The following is a 16,626-nucleotide window of genomic DNA, read 5'->3' on the forward strand; positions in this document are numbered from 1 at the left end:
GCCTGGTAGGCCTTTGTATCGGGACTGTAGCGCCCGTTCAGCCCGGGGCTGTCTTGCCGCCGTTTCCCAGCAGTGCCTTGAGCGCGCCGAGCCGGTCCTTGGGGCTCATCGCCGGGGTTTCATCCACCGGCGCAGGCGCCTCCTCCAGCTTCATCTCGCCGATAAAGCGCGAAGGCTGGCACGAGTAGGTCTCTCGCGCGCGCTTGCGCTTCTTGCACCAGCTGACATGCAGGCTGCGCTGGGCGCGGGTGATGCCGACATACATCAATCGCCGCTCTTCCTCGATCTTCTCGTCGCTCATGTCCTCGTCTTCGCGGCAGTGCGGCAGGATGCCCTCCTCCACGCCGACCAGGAACACGTGCGGATACTCCAGCCCCTTGGACGCATGCAGCGTGGACAGCCGCACCGCGTCGGGATCTTCCTCGCGGCCTTCCAGCATGCTCATCAGCGCCACGGTCTGGGTCAGCTCCAGCAGGTTCTTGCCTTCGCTGCCGAGGCCGTCGGCATTGTCGAAGCCGGTGGCTTCCTCGCCCTCGGCGCCTTCGGGCTTGGTGCCCTTGCGCTTGAGCCAGTCGAGGAATTCCAGCGTATTGGTCCAGCGCGACTGCGCCTGCCGTTCGTCGAAGCTGTCGTACAGGTAGGCCTCGTAGTGGATCCCTTCCATCAGGTCGTCCAGCACCACGGTGGCGGGATCCTTGGCCGCGCGGTCGGCCAGCCGTACCATCGATTCGCAGAACACGCGCAGCGGCTCCAGCTGGCGCGGCTGCAGCTTGCCTTCGATGCCGCCCATCATCGCGGCCTCGAACAGCGACACCTTGGCCTGTCCGGCAAAGGTGCCCAGCGCTTCCAGCGTGGTGTTGCCCACGCCGCGGCGCGGCGTGGTGATGGCGCGGATAAAGGCGGGATCGTCATCGGGGTTGGCAATCAGGCGCAGATAGGCGCAGATGTCCTTGATCTCGGCCTTGTCGAAGAAGCTCTGGCCGCCCGACAGCACATAGGGAATCCGTTCGCGCCGCAGGATCTGCTCAAACAGCCGCGCCTGGTGGTTGCCGCGATACAGGATGGCGTAGTCGCGGAACTGCGCGCGGCGCTCGAACTTGTGCGCGGACAGGCGGAACACCACCGACTCGGCCTCGTGCTCCTCGTCGTTCATCGGGTGGATGGCGATGGGGTCGCCCATGCCGTGCTCGCTCCACAGCTTCTTGTCGAACAGCTTGGGGTTGTTGGCGATGACCGCGTTGGCGGCTTCCAGGATGCGCACCGTGGAGCGGTAGTTCTGCTCCAGCTTGATCACCTTCAGGTCCGGGAAGTCGGTCTGCAACCCGCGCAGGTTGTCCAGCGTGGCGCCGCGCCAGCCATAGATGGCCTGGTCGTCGTCGCCGACCGCGGTGAAGGCCGGCGCGCGCAGGTGCGAGCCGCCTGCCAGCAGCTTCAGCAACTGGTACTGGCAGGCGTTGGTGTCCTGGTATTCGTCGACCAGGAAGTAGCGCAGGCGGTTCTGCCACTTGAGTTGCACCGTTTCATTGCGCGCGAACAGCTCGGCGGGCAGGCGGATCAGGTCGTCGAAATCCACCGCCTGGTAGGCGTGCAGCGTGGCCACGTAGTTGCGGTAGACCAGCGCGGCCTGGTGCTCGTCGGCATTGGCGGCCTGCGCGATCGCTGCCTCCGGATCGACCATGCCGTTCTTCCACAGCGAGATCGTGCCCTGCACGCCGCGGATCAGCTTCTTGTCGGTGGTGCCGAGCTGCTCCTGGATCAGGCCGAAGCAGTCGTCCGAATCCATGATCGAAAACTGCGGCTTCAGGCCCACGTGCTCGGCCTCCATGCGCAGGATCTGCACCCCGAGCGAGTGGAAGGTACAGACCGTCAGCTGTTTGAGCGGGATGCGCTTGCCCTCGCGCGTGGTCTTGCCCTCCATCAGCTTGCCGATGCGCTCCTGCATCTCCTTGGCGGCCTTGTTGGTAAAGGTGACGGCGGCGATATGGCGCGGCTCGAAGCCCTTGTCCTCGATCAGATGCGCGATCTTCTGCGTGATCACCCGGGTCTTGCCGGAGCCCGCCCCGGCCAGCACCAGGCAAGGGCCGTCCAGGTAGCGGACGGCTTCGGATTGGGCGGAGTTCAGGCCATGGGTCATGCGTGGGATGCGGTTGGAGGCAGGGAAATCGGCAGGAACAGCGGCAGGCCAGGCGGGACACGCCAGCACCCAAAAAACGGGCATGGCAGCAAAGCTGCCGATGTTAACACGCTGGCCGCGGCAGGTCAGTCAGCGCAAACCGCGTTGACACGGCCGGTTGTGTCACCGGCGTAACACTTCGTAAAGGCCGGAGCCAATCGCGCAACCAAACGCTCTAACTAGTATGTCCCCTGGCCTGCGTGGCGGGGTTGACATGCTTGAATCATCACATCGGAGCCAATAATGAAAACCCTGCAGACTTTGACCAAGGTGACCCTGATCGGCGTGACCGTCGCGGCCTTTGCCGGTTGCGCGGATATGACCCCGAAGCAGCGTAATACCGCCATTGGCGCGGGCGCGGGCGCCGTGGGCGGCGCCATCCTCACCGACGGTAGCGCGCTGGGTACGCTGGGTGGCGCGGCCGTGGGCGGCGTGATCGGTAACGTTGTCACCGACGACAAGAAGAAGTAAGCCAGACCACCGCAGCGACAGGTACGGCAGGCTCCCCTGGCCGGTTTGACAAAGGCCGGGGCCTCCCGTACATTGCGCGCATCCGACCGGGAGAGCGCGCATCGCCTGCGCCGCCGAAGGGGTATCACCCGAAAACTCTCAGGCACCACGGACCGATCGGATCGGCATGCAATATGCACACAATGCATGCCGAACTCTGGAGAGCGGCACCCGCCATTCGTGGCGAGCGTGCCCACCGAAGGGGCGCACGAGGAAGGGGTCCGGCAGGATCCGCCTTGTAATCTCTCAGGTATCGAGGACAGAGGGGTCATCCGCCGCAGCGGATTGCCACGCCACATTCAGGCGCGGCGAGCGTTGCGGCGGATGGCCCTTTTTTGTTTTCGCCAACCGAGACTGCCCCAGAGGATTCCATGACGCTCCAGGCCACGCCCCTCAACGCCATCCACCGCGCCCTCGGCGCCCGCATGGTTGATTTCGGCGGCTGGGACATGCCGGTCAACTACGGCTCCCAGATCGAAGAACACAATGCCGTGCGCACCGACGCCGGCATGTTCGACGTGTCGCACATGTGCGTGGTCGACCTCGCCGGCGCCAATACCCGCAGCTTCCTGCGCGGCCTGCTGGCCAACAATGTCGACAAGCTGCAGACCCCGGGCAAGGCGCTCTACTCCTGCATGCTGGATGAGAAAGGCGGCGTGATCGACGACCTGATCGTCTACTTCTTTGCCGAGGACCGCTTCCGCCTGGTCGTCAACGCCAGCACCGCGCTGGGCGACATCGAATGGATCCGCGCGCGCAATGCCGCCACCGGCAGCGATGTGACCATCACGCCGCGCCGCGACGATGTTGCGCCTGCAGGCGCGCAGCCTCTGGCCATCGTCGCCGTGCAGGGGCCCAACGCCCGCGCCAGGGTGTGGAGCACCTTCCCCTCGACCCAGCCTTCGGACACGCTCAAGCCCTTCAACGCCGCCGTGGTCCAGGACCCGGCCATCGGCGAGATCATGGTGGCGCGCACCGGCTACACCGGCGAAGACGGCTTCGAACTGGTGGTGCCGGCCGAGAACGTCGCCGCCGTCTGGGAAAAGCTGAACGCCGCCGGCGTGCGCCCCGCAGGCCTGGGCGCGCGCGACACGCTGCGCCTGGAAGCCGGCATGAACCTGTACGGCCAGGATATGGATATCAACACCTCGCCGCTGGATGCGGGCCTGGCCTGGACGGTGGACCTGCAGAGCGAGCGTGACTTCACCGGCAAGGCGGCACTGGCCGCGGCCGGTTCGCGCCAGCAATTCCTCGGCCTGATCCTGCGTGACAAGGGCGGCGTCCTGCGCGCCCACCAGAAAGTGATCACGCCGGCCGGTGACGGTGAAATCACCAGCGGCACCTTCAGCCCGTCGCTGTCCCAGTCCATCGCCTTTGCCCGCCTGCCCAAGGATGTCGCCGTGGGCGATACCGTGCAGGTGGAGATCCGCGACCGCAAACTCAACACGACTGTGGTTAAACTGCCGTTTGTGCGTAATGGCAAGGCACTCGTGAGCTGAGGCTCACCCAACGGTCGCCCTCGCCTGCCGGCAGCTTCGCCGGGCAGGCATCACCCAACAAGAAACAAATCTGTATCCGGAGAACCTTCATGAATTTCCCCGCTGACCTCAAGTACACCGAGTCGCATGAGTGGGTACGCGTCGAAGCCGACGGCACGCTCACCATCGGCATCACCGACCACGCGCAGGACGCGCTGGGCGACATCGTCTTCCTGGAACTGCCCGAAGTGGGCAAGTCGGTCGGTGCCGGCGATGCGCTGGCAGTGGTGGAATCGGTAAAGGCCGCTTCCGACATCTACGCCCCCGTGGCCGGCGAAGTGATCGCCGTCAACGAGGCCGCCACGGCTGCCCCGGAGAGCGTCAACGCCGACGCCTTCGACGCGTGGCTGTTCAAGCTCAAGCCGGCCAACGGCGACGACGTCAACGGCCTGATGTCGGCCGACGCCTACAAGGCCAGCGTCGGCGCCTGACGCCGGCCGCGCCGGTCCATGGTTGGACCGGCCACTGCAGACTGACGCGCGCCGTCCCGGCTGACCACCGGCCGGCGCGCACCTCACGAGGTTCTTGCCAATGAACGCCCCGCTTCCCATGAACGCCGCCCAAGTGAACCGGCCCACGCTGGCCGAACTGGAGGCGCGCGACGCCTTCGCCGCCCGCCATATCGGCCCCGATACCCCCGAACAGCAGCACATGCTGAAGGTGCTGGGCTATGACAGCCGCGCCGCGCTGATCGACGCCGTCATCCCCGCCGCCATCCGCCGCCGCGACGGCATGCCGATGGGCGAGTTCACCGAGCCGCTGAGCGAGGAAGCCGCGCTGTCAAGGCTGCGCGGGCTGGCTGGCAAGAACAGGGTGCTGAAGAGCTTTATCGGCCAGGGCTACTACAACACCGTCACGCCCGGCGTCATCCTGCGCAATATCTTCGAGAACCCGGCCTGGTACACCGCCTACACGCCCTACCAGCCGGAGATCTCGCAGGGCCGCCTGGAAGCGATGCTGAACTTCCAGCAGATGGTCACCGACCTGACCGGGCTGGATATCGCCAATGCGTCGATGCTGGATGAAGGCACTGCCGCGGCCGAAGCCATGACACTGCTGCAGCGCGTGAACAAGCACGATTCGAACACCTTCTACGTGGCCGACGACGTGCTGCCGCAGACGCTGGAAGTGGTACGCACGCGCGCGCTGCCGATGGGCATCGAGGTCAAGGTCGGCCCCGCCGCCGATGCCGCCGCGGCCAACGCCTTCGGCGTGCTGCTGCAGTACCCGGGCGTGAACGGCGACGTCAACGACTACCGCGCCATCGCCGACGCCGTGCACGCCGCCGGCGGCCTGGTGGTGGCTGCCGCCGACCTGCTGGCGCTGACGCTGATCGCCGCGCCGGGCGAATGGGGCGCCGATGTGGCCGTGGGCAACTCGCAGCGCTTCGGCGTGCCGCTGGGCTTCGGCGGCCCGCACGCCGGCTATATGGCGGTGAAGGACGCGTTCAAGCGCTCGATGCCGGGCCGGCTGGTGGGCGTGACCATCGATGCGCAGGGCAACAAGGCCTACCGCCTGGCCCTGCAGACGCGCGAGCAGCATATCCGCCGCGAGAAGGCCACCTCGAATATCTGTACCGCGCAGGTGCTGCTGGCCGTGATGGCGTCGATGTATGCGGTCTACCATGGCCCGCAGGGCCTGAAGCGCATCGCGCAGCGCGTGCATCGCCTGACCGCGACGCTGGCCGCCGGCCTGGAAAAGCTCGGCTTCGCGCGCACCAACGCCAGCTTCTTCGATACGCTGACGCTGGAAACCGGCTTCAACACCGATGCCATCCATGCCGCGGCCACCGCGCGCGGCATCAACCTGCGCCATATCAGCGCCACGCGCGTCGGCATCTCGCTGGACGAGACTGCCACCCGTGCCGACGTGGTCGCGCTGTGGGAAGTCTTCACGCAAGGCAAGCCGCTGCCCGCGGAAGTGGACTTCGACAAGCTCGAAGCTGTCGTGCAGGACGCGTTCCCGGCGGAACTGGCACGCACCAGCGAATACCTGACCCACCCGGTGTTCAACACGCACCACGCCGAACACGAGATGCTGCGCTACCTGCGCATGCTGGCCGACAAGGACCTGGCGCTGGACCGCACCATGATCCCGCTGGGCTCGTGCACGATGAAGCTGAACGCCACCAGCGAGATGATCCCGGTGACCTGGCCCGAATTCAGCCAGATCCACCCGTTCGCGCCGCTGGACCAGACCGTGGGCTACCGCGAGATGATCGACCAGCTCGAGGCCATGCTGTGCGCCGCCACCGGCTACGCCGCGGTCAGCCTGCAGCCCAACGCCGGCTCGCAGGGCGAGTACGCGGGCCTGCTGATCATCCATGCCTACCACGCCAGCCGCGGCGAAAGCCATCGCGACATCTGCCTGATCCCGTCGTCCGCACACGGCACCAACCCGGCTTCGGCGCAGATGGCCGGCATGAAGGTGGTGGTGGTGGCCTGCGACGAGGACGGCAACGTCGACCTGCAAGACCTGGCGAAGAAGGCCGAGCAGCACAGCAAGAACCTGGCGGCGATCATGATCACCTACCCGTCCACGCACGGCGTGTTCGAGCAGGGCGTGCAGCAGATCTGCGAGATCGTGCACCAGCACGGCGGCCAGGTGTACGTGGACGGCGCCAACATGAACGCGATGGTCGGCACCGCCGCGCCGGGCCAGTTCGGCGGCGACGTGTCGCACCTGAACCTGCACAAGACCTTCTGCATCCCGCACGGCGGCGGCGGCCCGGGCGTGGGCCCGGTCGCAGTCGGCGCGCACCTGGCTGACTTCCTGCCCAACCAGGACAGCGTCGGCTATCGCCGCGACGACCGCGGCATCGGCGGCGTTTCGGCGGCGCCGTTCGGCTCGGCCAGCATCCTGCCGATCTCGTGGATGTATATCGCGATGATGGGTTCGGCCGGCCTGACCGCCGCCACCGAGAATGCGATCCTGGCCGCCAACTATGTCGCCAAGCGCCTGGCGCCGTACTACCCGGTGCTGTACACCGGCCAGCACGACCTGGTTGCGCACGAGTGCATCCTGGACCTGCGCCCGCTGCAGAAGGACACCGGCATCAGCAATGAAGACGTGGCCAAGCGCCTGATGGACTACGGCTTCCACGCCCCGACCATGAGCTTCCCGGTGCCGGGCACGCTGATGATCGAGCCGACCGAGAGCGAGGCACTGCACGAGCTGGACCGCTTTATCGACGCGATGATCGCGATCCGCCAGGAAATCGGCCGCGTCGCCGACGGCACCTTCGACCGCGACGACAACCCGCTCAAGCACGCGCCGCACACGGCCGCGGTGGTGACCGCCGACGAGTGGACCCACAAGTACACGCGCGAGGAAGCCGCGTACCCGGTGGCATCGCTGCGCACGCAGAAGTACTGGCCGCCGGTCGGCCGTGCCGACAACGTGTATGGTGACCGCAACCTGTTCTGCGCCTGCGTGCCGGTCAGCGACTACGTGGTGGACTGAGGCGTAGCGCCGCCGCAGCCGCGGCGGCCCGCCAACGAACTATGCTCGAGATGACGGGCATCGCGGTGTCGCGGTGCCCGCCGCAGCCACGCCAACCGACCAAGAAGAGCCTCTTCAGGGCCATCCCATTGCTGGAGACATTCCGTGGCAGTCAGCGTCTTTGATCTGTTCAAGGTGGGCATCGGCCCGTCGAGCTCGCATACCGTAGGCCCGATGCGCGCTGCGCTGATGTTCGCGCAGGGGCTTGAGCGCGACGGCCTGCTGCCGCAGGTGGCGAGCGTGCGTGCCGAGCTCTATGGCTCGCTGGGCGCCACCGGCAAGGGCCACGGCACCGACAAGGGCGTGATCCTCGGCCTGATGGGGGAAGCCCCCGACACCATCGATCCCGATTCGATCGACACGCGCCTGGCCGCGCTGCGCGCGGGCCGCGAGCTGTCGCTGCTGGGCCAGCATGTCGTGCCCTTTGTCGAGAAGGAGCACATCGCCTTCTACCGGCGCGAAGCGATGGCCGAGCATCCCAACGGCATGAAGTTCCATGCCTTCGACGCCAGCGGCGCATCGCTGCGCGAGGCGCGCTACCTGTCAGTCGGCGGCGGCTTCGTCGTGACCGCGGGCGCACCCAATACGCAGGTGCTCAATGCCGCGCAGCAACTTCCGCACCCGTTCCGCAGCGGCAAGGACATGCTGGAGATGGCCACCGCCAGCGGCAAGAGCATTGCGCGGCTGATGATGGAAAACGAGCTGACCTGGCGCAGCGAGGCGGAAGTCACCAGCGGCCTGCTGCATATCTGGGATGTGATGCAGGCGTGCGTGGCGCGCGGCTGCCGCACCGACGGCGAGCTGCCGGGGCCGTTCAGGGTCAAGCGCCGTGCGCCGGAACTGTTCCGCAGCCTGACCGAGCGCGCCGAGCGCACGCTGTCGGACCCGCTCTCGGTGATGGACTGGGTCAACCTGTACGCCATTGCCGTCAATGAAGAGAATGCCGCCGGCGGGCGCGTGGTCACCGCGCCGACCAACGGCGCCGCGGGCATTATCCCGGCGGTGCTGCACTACTACGACCGCTTCGTGCCGGGTGCCAGCAAGCAAGGCGTGGTCGACTTCCTGCTGACCGCGGGCGCGATCGGGCTGCTGTACAAGCTCAATGCGTCGATTTCCGGCGCCGAGGTCGGTTGCCAGGGCGAAGTCGGCGTGGCCTGCTCGATGGCCGCCGGCGCGCTCGCGGCGGTGCAGGGCGGCAGCCCGGCGCAGGTCGAGAACGCGGCCGAGATCGGCATGGAGCACAACCTCGGGCTGACCTGCGACCCGGTTGGCGGACTGGTGCAGATCCCGTGTATCGAGCGCAACGCAATGGCCTCGGTCAAGGCGGTCAACGCGGCGCGCATGGCCTTGCGCGGCGACGGCACGCACTACGTATCGCTCGATTCGGTGATCAAGACCATGCGCGAGACCGGTGCCGACATGAAGACCAAGTACAAGGAGACGGCGCGCGGCGGGCTGGCGGTGAATATCGTGGAATGCTAATGTCCGCGCGCAGCGCGGCGTATCATGGCGGCGTTCCCCGAACGAAAAACAAGAGGGCAGCCATGCAGACCTTCCACCAGCTGTTCGACGAAACCTCGTCCACCTTCACCTACCTGCTGATCGACGCCGCCACCGGGGACGCGCTGCTGATCGACCCGGTCGACCACCAGCTGGAACGCGACCTGGCGCTGCTGAAGTCAACCGGCGCGCGGCTGGCGTGGGTCATCGAGACCCATGCCCATGCCGACCACATCACCTCGGCCGGCCACCTTGCGCTGCAGACCGGCGCGCACACTGCGGCGCCGTCCGGCTGCGATATCAAGCCCGCGCAGAAGCAGCTGATCGACGGCGACACTGTCGCCTTCGGCAAGCAGGTGCTGCGCGCCATCCATACGCCCGGGCACACCGCCGGCAGCATGAGCTACCTGTGGGAAGAACCCACGCCCGACGGCATCGTGCGCCGCGTCTTCACCGGCGATGCCCTGCTGATCGACGGCTGCGGCCGCACCGACTTCCAGTCGGGCGACGCCGGCACGCTCTACGACAGCCTGACCAGGAAGCTGTTTGCGCTGCCCGACGACACGCAGGTCTATCCGGCCCACGACTACAAGGGCCGCACCTCGTCCACCATCGGCCAGGAGCGCGCCCACAACAGCCGCGTCGCCGGCCGCACGCGCGAAGAGTTCATCGAGATGATGCGCAACCTGAACCTGCCGCGCCCGAAGCTGATCGATGTCGCCGTGCCGGCCAACCAGCGCCTGGGCCTGCGCGACGGTGAAAGCGTGCCGCACGGCGCCTGAGGTTTTCCTAACGTTAGGAGTCTTTGCATGTCCACATACACCGCTGAAGTCCTGTGGCAACGCGACGGGCAGGATTTCGCCGGCAACCGCTACAGCCGCAGGCATGTGCTGCGCTTTGACGGCGGCGCAGAAATTCCGGGATCGTCGTCGCCCCATGTGGTGCCGCTGCCGATGTCGGATGCGAGCGCGGTCGATCCCGAGGAGATGTTCATCGCCTCGCTGTCCAGCTGCCACATGCTGTGGTTCCTGTCGCTGGCGGCGAAGCAACGCTTTGTCGTCGACCGCTACCTGGATGCGGCCACTGGTGTGATGGCAAGGAACGCGGACGGGCAGATGGCGATGACCGTGGTGACGCTACGCCCTCAGGTGACGTTTGGCGGCGAGCGCGAGCCCACGCGCGAAGAACTCGATGCCCTGCACCACGCCGCGCATGGCGCCTGCTTTATCGCCAACTCGGTCAGGACCGAGGTGCGCTGCGAACCGGTGTTCGCCGGCGCCTGAGCGCGTTGCCATGCCTGCCATCGTCCCGGCACCGGCGCCAGCGCAGCTGGTGCCGCCGCGGACTGAATCGGTTCGCCGCAGGGTGCTGCGCTGGCTCGGTGCGGGACTGGTCCTGCTTGCCGGAATCAGCATGATGCAGGATCACTTCCTCTACTTCCCCGACAAGGCCTCGGTCGACGACATGGTCTCGCCCGGGTTGCGCGCCTGGCCGGGGCCGCAGGACTTTCGCGGCCTTGTCGCCGAACCGGCCGGACCGGCGCGCGCCACCGCCATGGTCTTTCACGGCAATGCCGGGCACGCCGGGCATCGCGGCTACTACGCCAGCGCGCTGACGAAGCTGGGCATTCGCGTGATCCTGGCCGAGTACCCGGCCTACGGCCCGCGCACCGGCGCACTCGGCGAGCGCAGCTTCGTGGCAGACGCGGAACAATCGATTGCGCTGGCCCGGCGCCAGTTCGGCGGCCCGCTGCTGCTGGTCGGCGAGTCGCTGGGAGCGGGCGTGGCCGCAGCGGCCGCGGCGCGCCAGCGCGAGAGCGTCGCCGGCGTGCTGCTGATCACGCCGTGGGACAAGCTTGCGCATATTGCCTCGCATCACTATCCCTGGCTGCCGGCCGGCTGGGTGCTGCGCGACCGCTACGAAAGTGCGGCCAACCTGGAAGGCTTCGGCCGCCCGGTGATGGTCGCGGTCGCCGAACGCGACACCATCGTGCCGGCACGCTTCGGCCGGGCGCTCTATGCGTCGCTGGGCGAACCGCGGCGGCTCGCGGTGATCGGCGGCGCCGGGCATAACGACTGGGCCGGGCATGTCGATACGGCCTGGTGGCAGGAAGCGGTCGCGTTCCTGCTGTCCCCGCCACCCACTACAAACAAATAACATCGGGCCGTCAAAACGCTGATTTGACTTACCCCTGCGTGCCGCAAATACTGGCCTTCACAGAACGGCTCGCCACTTGCGCACCGGTCGGTGCGTCCAGCGTTGCGTAGCCGACATCCGTGGGGGAACATCATCATGAAGCAATGCCAGCATCGCAAGCTGTACCGTGGCCTCGGCGTACTGGCCGCGGCGATCGCGCTGACCCCGGCGCTGATCCCTGCCCAGGCCATGGCGCAGAACAAGCCCATGGCCTATCCGGCCAAGGGCCAGAGCCAGCAACAGCAGGCCAGCGACGACGGCGCGTGCTACAGCTGGGCCAAGCAGCAGACCGGCGTGGATCCGGCACAGGCCGCCAACGCCCCGCCGCCGGCCCAGGCGCAGAGCGGCCAGCGCGTGCGGGGTGCCGCGGGCGGCGCCGCGGCCGGTGCCGTGGTGGGCGCGATGGCAGGCGATGCCGGCAAGGGTGCGGCGGTCGGCGCTGCAGCGGGTACGGTGGGGGGCGGCGTGGCGCACCGGCAGTCGCGCCGCCAGGCGAACGCGGCCAACCAGCAGGCGGCGGCCAATACCAGCCAGGCGATGGGCTCGTACTACCAGGCCTGGGGCGCCTGCATGCAGGGGCGCGGCTACAGCGTCAAATAAGACAAGGGGCAGCCTGGCGCAGGCTCAGGCAGCCCACCGGTCACACGCCTTGCGCACCGTTTCACGCTGGCTGCGCGCATCGGCATCGACCTGGCGCAGCCACTCGGCGTCGCCGTCGCGGCGCTCGGCCAGCGCGCGGATATTGGCCAGCGCCTCCAGCGAGCCGAGTGCCTCGGCGTGCGGCACCAGCGCGTCGCAGATCGACAGGATGTGGTCGGCGATCGGCATGCGCGTCAGTTCGTTGGGATGCACGTACTCCCCCTCCAGCCCGAAACGGCAGGCCTGGAAGCGGTTGAAGGTGTACACCAGGTAATCGTCTTCCTGCGGCATGAAGGGGCGCGACAGCAGCAGGTAGCGCGCCAGCATCTGGATATAGGCGGCGATATCGCAGGCGCGCTGCACCGTCAGCGGCGTGTCCATCACGCGGACCTCGATGGTGCCGAACTCCGGCTTGGGCCGGATATCCCAGTAGAAGTCCTTCATGCTCTCGATCACGCCGGTATTGCGCATCTTCTCGAAATACGCGGTGAAGGCGTCCCACGTCAGCAGGAACGGCGCCCGCCCGCTCATCGGGAAGGCCGCGACCGAATTCAGCCGCGCCGAGGCAAAGCCGGTATCCACGCCCTGCACATAGGGCGAGGATGCCGCCAGCGCCACAAAGTGCGGCACATAGCGGCCGATGGCATGCAGCAGGAACAGCGATTCGTCGGCGCTGGGGCAGCCGATATGCACGTGCTGGCCGAACACGGTGAACTGCTTGGCCAGGTAGCCGTACAGCTCTGAGATGTACTGGTAGCGCGGCGAATCCGAGATGGTGCGGTCGGCCCACTGCTGGAACGGGTGGGTGCCGCCGCCGGCAATGCCCAGGTTCAGCGAGCGCGAGGCCGCCACCATCAGGTCGCGCATCACGGTCAGCTCTTCCAGCGCCTGCTGGTAGCTGTGGCAGATCCCGGTGCTGATCTCGATCATCGACGGGCTGATCTCCGGCTTGATGTCGCCGGCATGCTCGGCGCCCTTGAGCGCGCGCAGCAGGTCGGGCGCGAACGGGGCCAGGTCATAGTCATGCCGGTTGACCAGCTGCAGCTCCAGCTCCACGCCGAAGGTCAGCGCCTCTGAGTGCTTGAACGTTTCGAGCGACATCAGCGCCCTCCTCCATTGGCCCGGATGTCGACGCGGACTTCGCCTGCGTAGCGCAGCGCCCAGGCCGCGATCACCGGACCGAAAAGTTGTTCGATGGCCAGCGCGCACAGGATGATGGCCGCCAGCGGCTGGCCGGTACCGGGGTAGAGCCGCGCCACGTCATGCATCAGCAGGTAGGCCAGGCCCGACATCGGCGCCAGCGCCAGCCCCAGCGCCATGCACTGGCGCAGGCTCAGGCCCGAGAACGAGCCCAGCGACACCACGCCCGCCAGCTTGGCCACATGGCGCAGCACCACCAGCGCGATGGCGTAGACGCCGCCCACGGCCCAGTCCTGTGCCGTCAGCGGCAGGCCCAGCGAGACCACCATCACGATGATCAGCAGGCTGCCGGCGCTGCCGAAATGCGGCGGCCACACATGCGGCTGGTTGTCCTGGTGCTTGAACACGACACCGGCCAGCATCAGCGTCAGCGGCATCGACAATTTTAGTACCCGGGTCAGCGCCAGCGTGAACAGCACCAGGCCCACCAGCACCAGGAAGCTGTAGTGGTCGTCGGCCGACATGCGGTCATAGATGGCATGACCGAGCTTGCCCACCACCCACGCCAGCAGGCACGAGCCCACCAGCAGGTACAGCGGATGCAGCAGCGCCGCGCCCAGGTTGCCGTATTCCGAATGCAGCCAGCCGGTGGCGACCTGCACGATGGCGGCGGCGTAGATGCTGTTGAGCGCGGCCATCGCCATCAGGCGCTCGGTGACCTGGCCGTCGGCGCGCAACTCATTCTTGAGCTGCAGCACGATGGTGGGCGAGGTGCTGACCGCGATGCCGCCGGCCAGGATCGCCACGCCGGGCGAGGCGCCGATCCATTGCAGCACCGCCGCCACCAGGCCCCAGGTCAGCAGGCTTTCAAAGGCACTGGTCAGCAGCAGCCAGCGGTTGGCGCGCAGCCAGGTCAGCGAGAGGCGATGCCCGAGTTCGAACAAGGCCAGTGCCAGCGCCATATCGATCAGGATACGGGTCTGGTTGATCATGTTCTCGTCGACGATGCCGCGCCCCAGCATGCCGGCGCAAAGCCCCGCCGCGGCATACCCGACGATGCGCGGGCAGCGCAGCCAGCGCCGGCTCAGTTCACCGGCCAGGCCGGCGCCGACCAGCGCCAGCCCGACCCAGAACAGGCCGCCGGGCGCGAGCGGGAGGCTTGGAAAAAGTTGGCTCAGTCCATTCATGGCGACATGGTAATGTAAGCACTTCACAATCCATGTCAGTGATTGTCCGACACCGCACAAAACACGCGCACAACTTCTGTCATCTGCACGTAAAAACGCCATCTCCAGATGGTGTTTTTTACATCCCTTACATGTTCAGACCGTTCGCCGGACCGGAGCGACGTTTCAGACGCCCCAGACTTTCCACATCGGCCGGGTTGCCTTGAGCGCGGCCTCCACCTGTGCGCACAAAGTGCGCGTCGAGCCCTGCGCGGCCCCGCGGGCACGGGCCTTTTCGAAATACCCCAGCGCGGTTTCACGCTGGTCCAAGCCAAGCGCCGATTGCACCGCGCGCAGGTACACCTCTGCATCCCAGTCGTCACGCACGGCGAAGGCGGCGACAAAGTCGGCCAGCGCGGCATCGTGGCGCCGCGCTGCGTGGTGGACCAGCCCGCGCTGCACGCGCGGGCCGGCCTGGTCCAGCGGATCGCCCTCGGTCAGCGCCACGGCCTGTTCGAACAGCGGCAGCGCGCGCTCGGGCTCGCCCGCGTCGCGCCAGACCTGGCCGAAGCGGTTGTACAGCCAGGCGTCCTCGACCAGCAGCGCGCGGCGCTGCTGGGCCTCGATCTCGGCCAGGGCATCGGTGCGGTCGTGCTCGTCCATGCCGGCCAACTGCGCCTGCAGCAGCGCGGCAAAGTGCGCGCGCGCATGCGCCATCGGGTGCGCGGCCTCGCTGCGGGCTTCCACCGGCAGCGCGTCCAGCCGGGCATCCATATGCATCATCGCGGCACGGGCGGCCTCGGTCGGCTCGGCGCCGCCCATGGCCTTCCAGGCCGCGATCATGCGGCTGAAGGCCCAGGTCACGTCGGCCGGGTTGCGCTCCAGCGGGTAGCGGTTGAGCACCTCGCCGGCCAGCTCGGCCACTTTCTGGTGCTGGCCGGCGTCGGCGTGGCAGTCGAGCAGGTCGATCCAGTGATCGATGAACTCGCTGGCGGCCATGCCCTGCTGGTGCAGCGCGATGCGCGCGTCCACGTGCGCGGCGTCGGCCGGCAGGCTGCGCGACAGCAGCCGGCACAGCAGCGAATAGACATGCGGGTCGGCATTGCCGCCGTGCGCCGCGGCATCGCCCTGGCCGGTGGCGAAATACTGGTCGAAGCGCGCCACGCCGGCACGGCCGGCCTGCACCAGCACCGGCCGCAGCGCGGCCTCGGCGGCCGGCACCTCGTCGATGAACTCGCCCAGCGCCATGGCGGCGCGGTAGTAGCCGGCACCGTCGTCGGACTGGTCGGTCAGCGTAAAGCGCAGCCACGGCTCGCGATCGGCCGGCTGGGTGCTGTCGGCGCGCTGCGCCAGCTGGTGGCGCCAGGCCAGTTCGCGTACCTGGCTCTGCGGGTCGGGCACCTGGCGCAGGTAGACCGCCAGGTCGTCCAGTGCCCCCTGGACGTCGCCCACGCCGTGGCGCAGCGGTGCACGCAGGCGGCGCGCCTCGGGGTGGTCAGGGTGCTCGGCCAGCACACGGGCGGCCTGGTCGGCGGCCACGGCGTCACCGGCTGCGGGATCGAGCTCCAGCAGATGCGGGTTGTCCAGGGCCACGCGGCCCAGGCAGACGCGCATCAGGGGCTCCACCGGCACGCCAGCGGCCTCGGCCCGGGCGATGTAGTCCGTCACCAGCGGTGCGATGTCATCTGCGCCCAGGTCGGGATTGCGGACCATCAGGTCATGCCAGTAGCGTGCCGCGGCGGCCATGTCGCCCATGCGCAGGGCGGCCAGGCCGGCGTGGAAATGCGCGGCCCATTCGCCCGTCAGCAGGCCGCTGCGCTGCGCGGCCTCATGCAGCCACGGGCGCGCCTCGGCATCGCGGCCCAGGCTCATCAGCATGGCGCCGTAGCGGTGCGCGATCACCCCGCGCGAGGCCCGGCGGTGCGGCGGCTGCAGCGGCAGCGTGTCAAGCCGCGCCAGCGCCTCGTCCAGCACCGCCAGCGCGGCGTTGGCGTCACCGTTGTCAAAGTGCAGCCGCGCCCGCAGCGTGACGAAATCAACCACCTCGGGGCGGGCCTGCGACAGCTGGTCGGCAATCTGCAGGGCTTCGGTGAAGCGCCCCTGGTTGGCTAGCCCGATGGCGTGGTCGTAGCTGGCTTCCTGCTCGGACACGTACTGCTCCTATGGATTGAAAAAATGTGCGAGTGCGGGATTATGCGCCAATGGGGGAGATACGGAATTGTTTGGGAGGCTTGCCGCCAAGCGCCCAAAAGAAAAAACGCCA

13 protein-coding genes and 2 riboswitches are annotated in these 16,626 nt (G+C 67.7%); of the genes, 9 read left to right on the top strand and 4 right to left on the bottom strand.

Features of this window, described 5'->3' with window-relative positions; genetic code table 11:
* Positions 1-37 precede the first annotated feature (37 nt).
* A complete protein-coding gene (locus tag AC3WVS_RS20395; RefSeq protein ID WP_492320104.1) occupies positions 38-2,134 on the bottom strand; it encodes a UvrD-helicase domain-containing protein in 2,097 nt (698 codons plus the stop codon).
* Between the two features lie 282 nt (positions 2,135-2,416).
* Here AC3WVS_RS20395 and AC3WVS_RS20400 point away from each other — a divergent pair, with 282 nt between their 5' ends.
* The 9 genes from AC3WVS_RS20400 (at position 2,417) to AC3WVS_RS20440 (ending at position 12,018) form a co-directional block, all read left to right on the top strand.
* Positions 2,417-2,644 (top strand): YMGG-like glycine zipper-containing protein, encoded by a 228-nt coding sequence (locus AC3WVS_RS20400; protein WP_010812167.1) that lies wholly within the window; start codon positions 2,417-2,419, stop codon positions 2,642-2,644.
* Between the two features lie 77 nt (positions 2,645-2,721).
* A riboswitch (glycine riboswitch) is annotated at positions 2,722-2,809 on the top strand.
* Positions 2,810-2,830: 21 nt separating this feature from the next.
* Positions 2,831-2,956: riboswitch (glycine riboswitch) on the top strand.
* 98 nt (positions 2,957-3,054) lie between these two features.
* The gene (gene gcvT / locus AC3WVS_RS20405; RefSeq protein ID WP_492320105.1) at positions 3,055-4,182 is read left to right on the top strand and encodes a glycine cleavage system aminomethyltransferase GcvT; all 1,128 of its coding nucleotides are present in this window, start codon (positions 3,055-3,057) and stop codon (positions 4,180-4,182) included.
* Between the two features lie 89 nt (positions 4,183-4,271).
* A complete protein-coding gene (gene gcvH, locus AC3WVS_RS20410) occupies positions 4,272-4,652 on the top strand; it encodes a glycine cleavage system protein GcvH (RefSeq protein WP_010812169.1) in 381 nt (126 codons plus the stop codon).
* A 100-nt stretch (positions 4,653-4,752) separates the two neighbouring features.
* The gene (gene gcvP / locus AC3WVS_RS20415) at positions 4,753-7,683 is read left to right on the top strand and encodes an aminomethyl-transferring glycine dehydrogenase (RefSeq protein ID WP_492320106.1); all 2,931 of its coding nucleotides are present in this window, start codon (positions 4,753-4,755) and stop codon (positions 7,681-7,683) included.
* A gap of 144 nt (positions 7,684-7,827) precedes the next feature.
* Positions 7,828-9,204 carry an L-serine ammonia-lyase gene (locus tag AC3WVS_RS20420; protein WP_492320107.1) on the top strand — a complete coding sequence of 459 codons (1,377 nt, stop codon included), beginning with the start codon at positions 7,828-7,830 and terminating at the stop codon, positions 9,202-9,204.
* A 62-nt stretch (positions 9,205-9,266) separates the two neighbouring features.
* Entirely contained in the window at positions 9,267-10,004 is a 738-nt protein-coding gene (locus AC3WVS_RS20425) for an MBL fold metallo-hydrolase (protein ID WP_316151865.1), read from the top strand.
* Between the two features lie 27 nt (positions 10,005-10,031).
* On the top strand, positions 10,032-10,505 hold the full coding sequence (locus AC3WVS_RS20430; RefSeq protein WP_492320108.1) for an OsmC family protein: 474 nt from the start codon (positions 10,032-10,034) through the stop codon (positions 10,503-10,505).
* A gap of 10 nt (positions 10,506-10,515) precedes the next feature.
* Positions 10,516-11,379: an alpha/beta hydrolase gene (locus AC3WVS_RS20435; protein ID WP_492320109.1), complete on the top strand. Its 864-nt coding sequence runs from the start codon at positions 10,516-10,518 to the stop codon at positions 11,377-11,379.
* 135 nt (positions 11,380-11,514) lie between these two features.
* On the top strand, positions 11,515-12,018 hold the full coding sequence (locus tag AC3WVS_RS20440; protein WP_492320110.1) for a glycine zipper domain-containing protein: 504 nt from the start codon (positions 11,515-11,517) through the stop codon (positions 12,016-12,018).
* 24 nt (positions 12,019-12,042) lie between these two features.
* Here AC3WVS_RS20440 and AC3WVS_RS20445 read toward each other — a convergent pair whose 3' ends face one another.
* From AC3WVS_RS20445 to AC3WVS_RS20455, 3 genes are all read right to left on the bottom strand, one after another.
* Positions 12,043-13,158: a YbdK family carboxylate-amine ligase gene (locus tag AC3WVS_RS20445; RefSeq protein WP_492320111.1), complete on the bottom strand. Its 1,116-nt coding sequence runs from the start codon at positions 13,156-13,158 to the stop codon at positions 12,043-12,045.
* Positions 13,158-14,384, bottom strand: coding sequence for a cation:proton antiporter (locus AC3WVS_RS20450; RefSeq protein WP_010812177.1), 1,227 nt, complete (start codon positions 14,382-14,384; stop codon positions 13,158-13,160). The genes AC3WVS_RS20445 and AC3WVS_RS20450 overlap by 1 nt, the downstream gene beginning before the upstream one ends.
* Positions 14,385-14,549: 165 nt before the next feature.
* Positions 14,550-16,514, bottom strand: a complete 1,965-nt coding sequence (locus AC3WVS_RS20455; RefSeq protein WP_492320112.1) for a tetratricopeptide repeat protein — start codon at positions 16,512-16,514, stop codon at positions 14,550-14,552.
* Positions 16,515-16,626 lie beyond the last annotated feature (112 nt).

This window comes from Cupriavidus sp. CPT47-8839-RL05A (assembly GCF_058792255.1).

Bases quoted from the DNA above. Each gene is read 5' to 3' on its own strand.
- AC3WVS_RS20435 (WP_492320109.1), top strand. From the start codon at position 10,516: ATGCCTGCCATCGTCCCGGCACCGGCGCCAGCGCAGCTGGTGCCGCCG.
- AC3WVS_RS20440 (WP_492320110.1), top strand. From the start codon at position 11,515: ATGAAGCAATGCCAGCATCGCAAGCTGTACCGTGGCCTCGGCGTACTG.
- AC3WVS_RS20450 (WP_010812177.1), bottom strand. From the start codon at position 14,384: ATGAATGGACTGAGCCAACTTTTTCCAAGCCTCCCGCTCGCGCCCGGC.
- AC3WVS_RS20395 (WP_492320104.1), bottom strand. From the start codon at position 2,134: ATGACCCATGGCCTGAACTCCGCCCAATCCGAAGCCGTCCGCTACCTG.
- AC3WVS_RS20425 (WP_316151865.1), top strand. From the start codon at position 9,267: ATGCAGACCTTCCACCAGCTGTTCGACGAAACCTCGTCCACCTTCACC.
- gcvT (WP_492320105.1), top strand. From the start codon at position 3,055: ATGACGCTCCAGGCCACGCCCCTCAACGCCATCCACCGCGCCCTCGGC.
- AC3WVS_RS20430 (WP_492320108.1), top strand. From the start codon at position 10,032: ATGTCCACATACACCGCTGAAGTCCTGTGGCAACGCGACGGGCAGGAT.
- AC3WVS_RS20400 (WP_010812167.1), top strand. From the start codon at position 2,417: ATGAAAACCCTGCAGACTTTGACCAAGGTGACCCTGATCGGCGTGACC.
- gcvP (WP_492320106.1), top strand. From the start codon at position 4,753: ATGAACGCCCCGCTTCCCATGAACGCCGCCCAAGTGAACCGGCCCACG.
- gcvH (WP_010812169.1), top strand. From the start codon at position 4,272: ATGAATTTCCCCGCTGACCTCAAGTACACCGAGTCGCATGAGTGGGTA.
- AC3WVS_RS20445 (WP_492320111.1), bottom strand. From the start codon at position 13,158: ATGTCGCTCGAAACGTTCAAGCACTCAGAGGCGCTGACCTTCGGCGTG.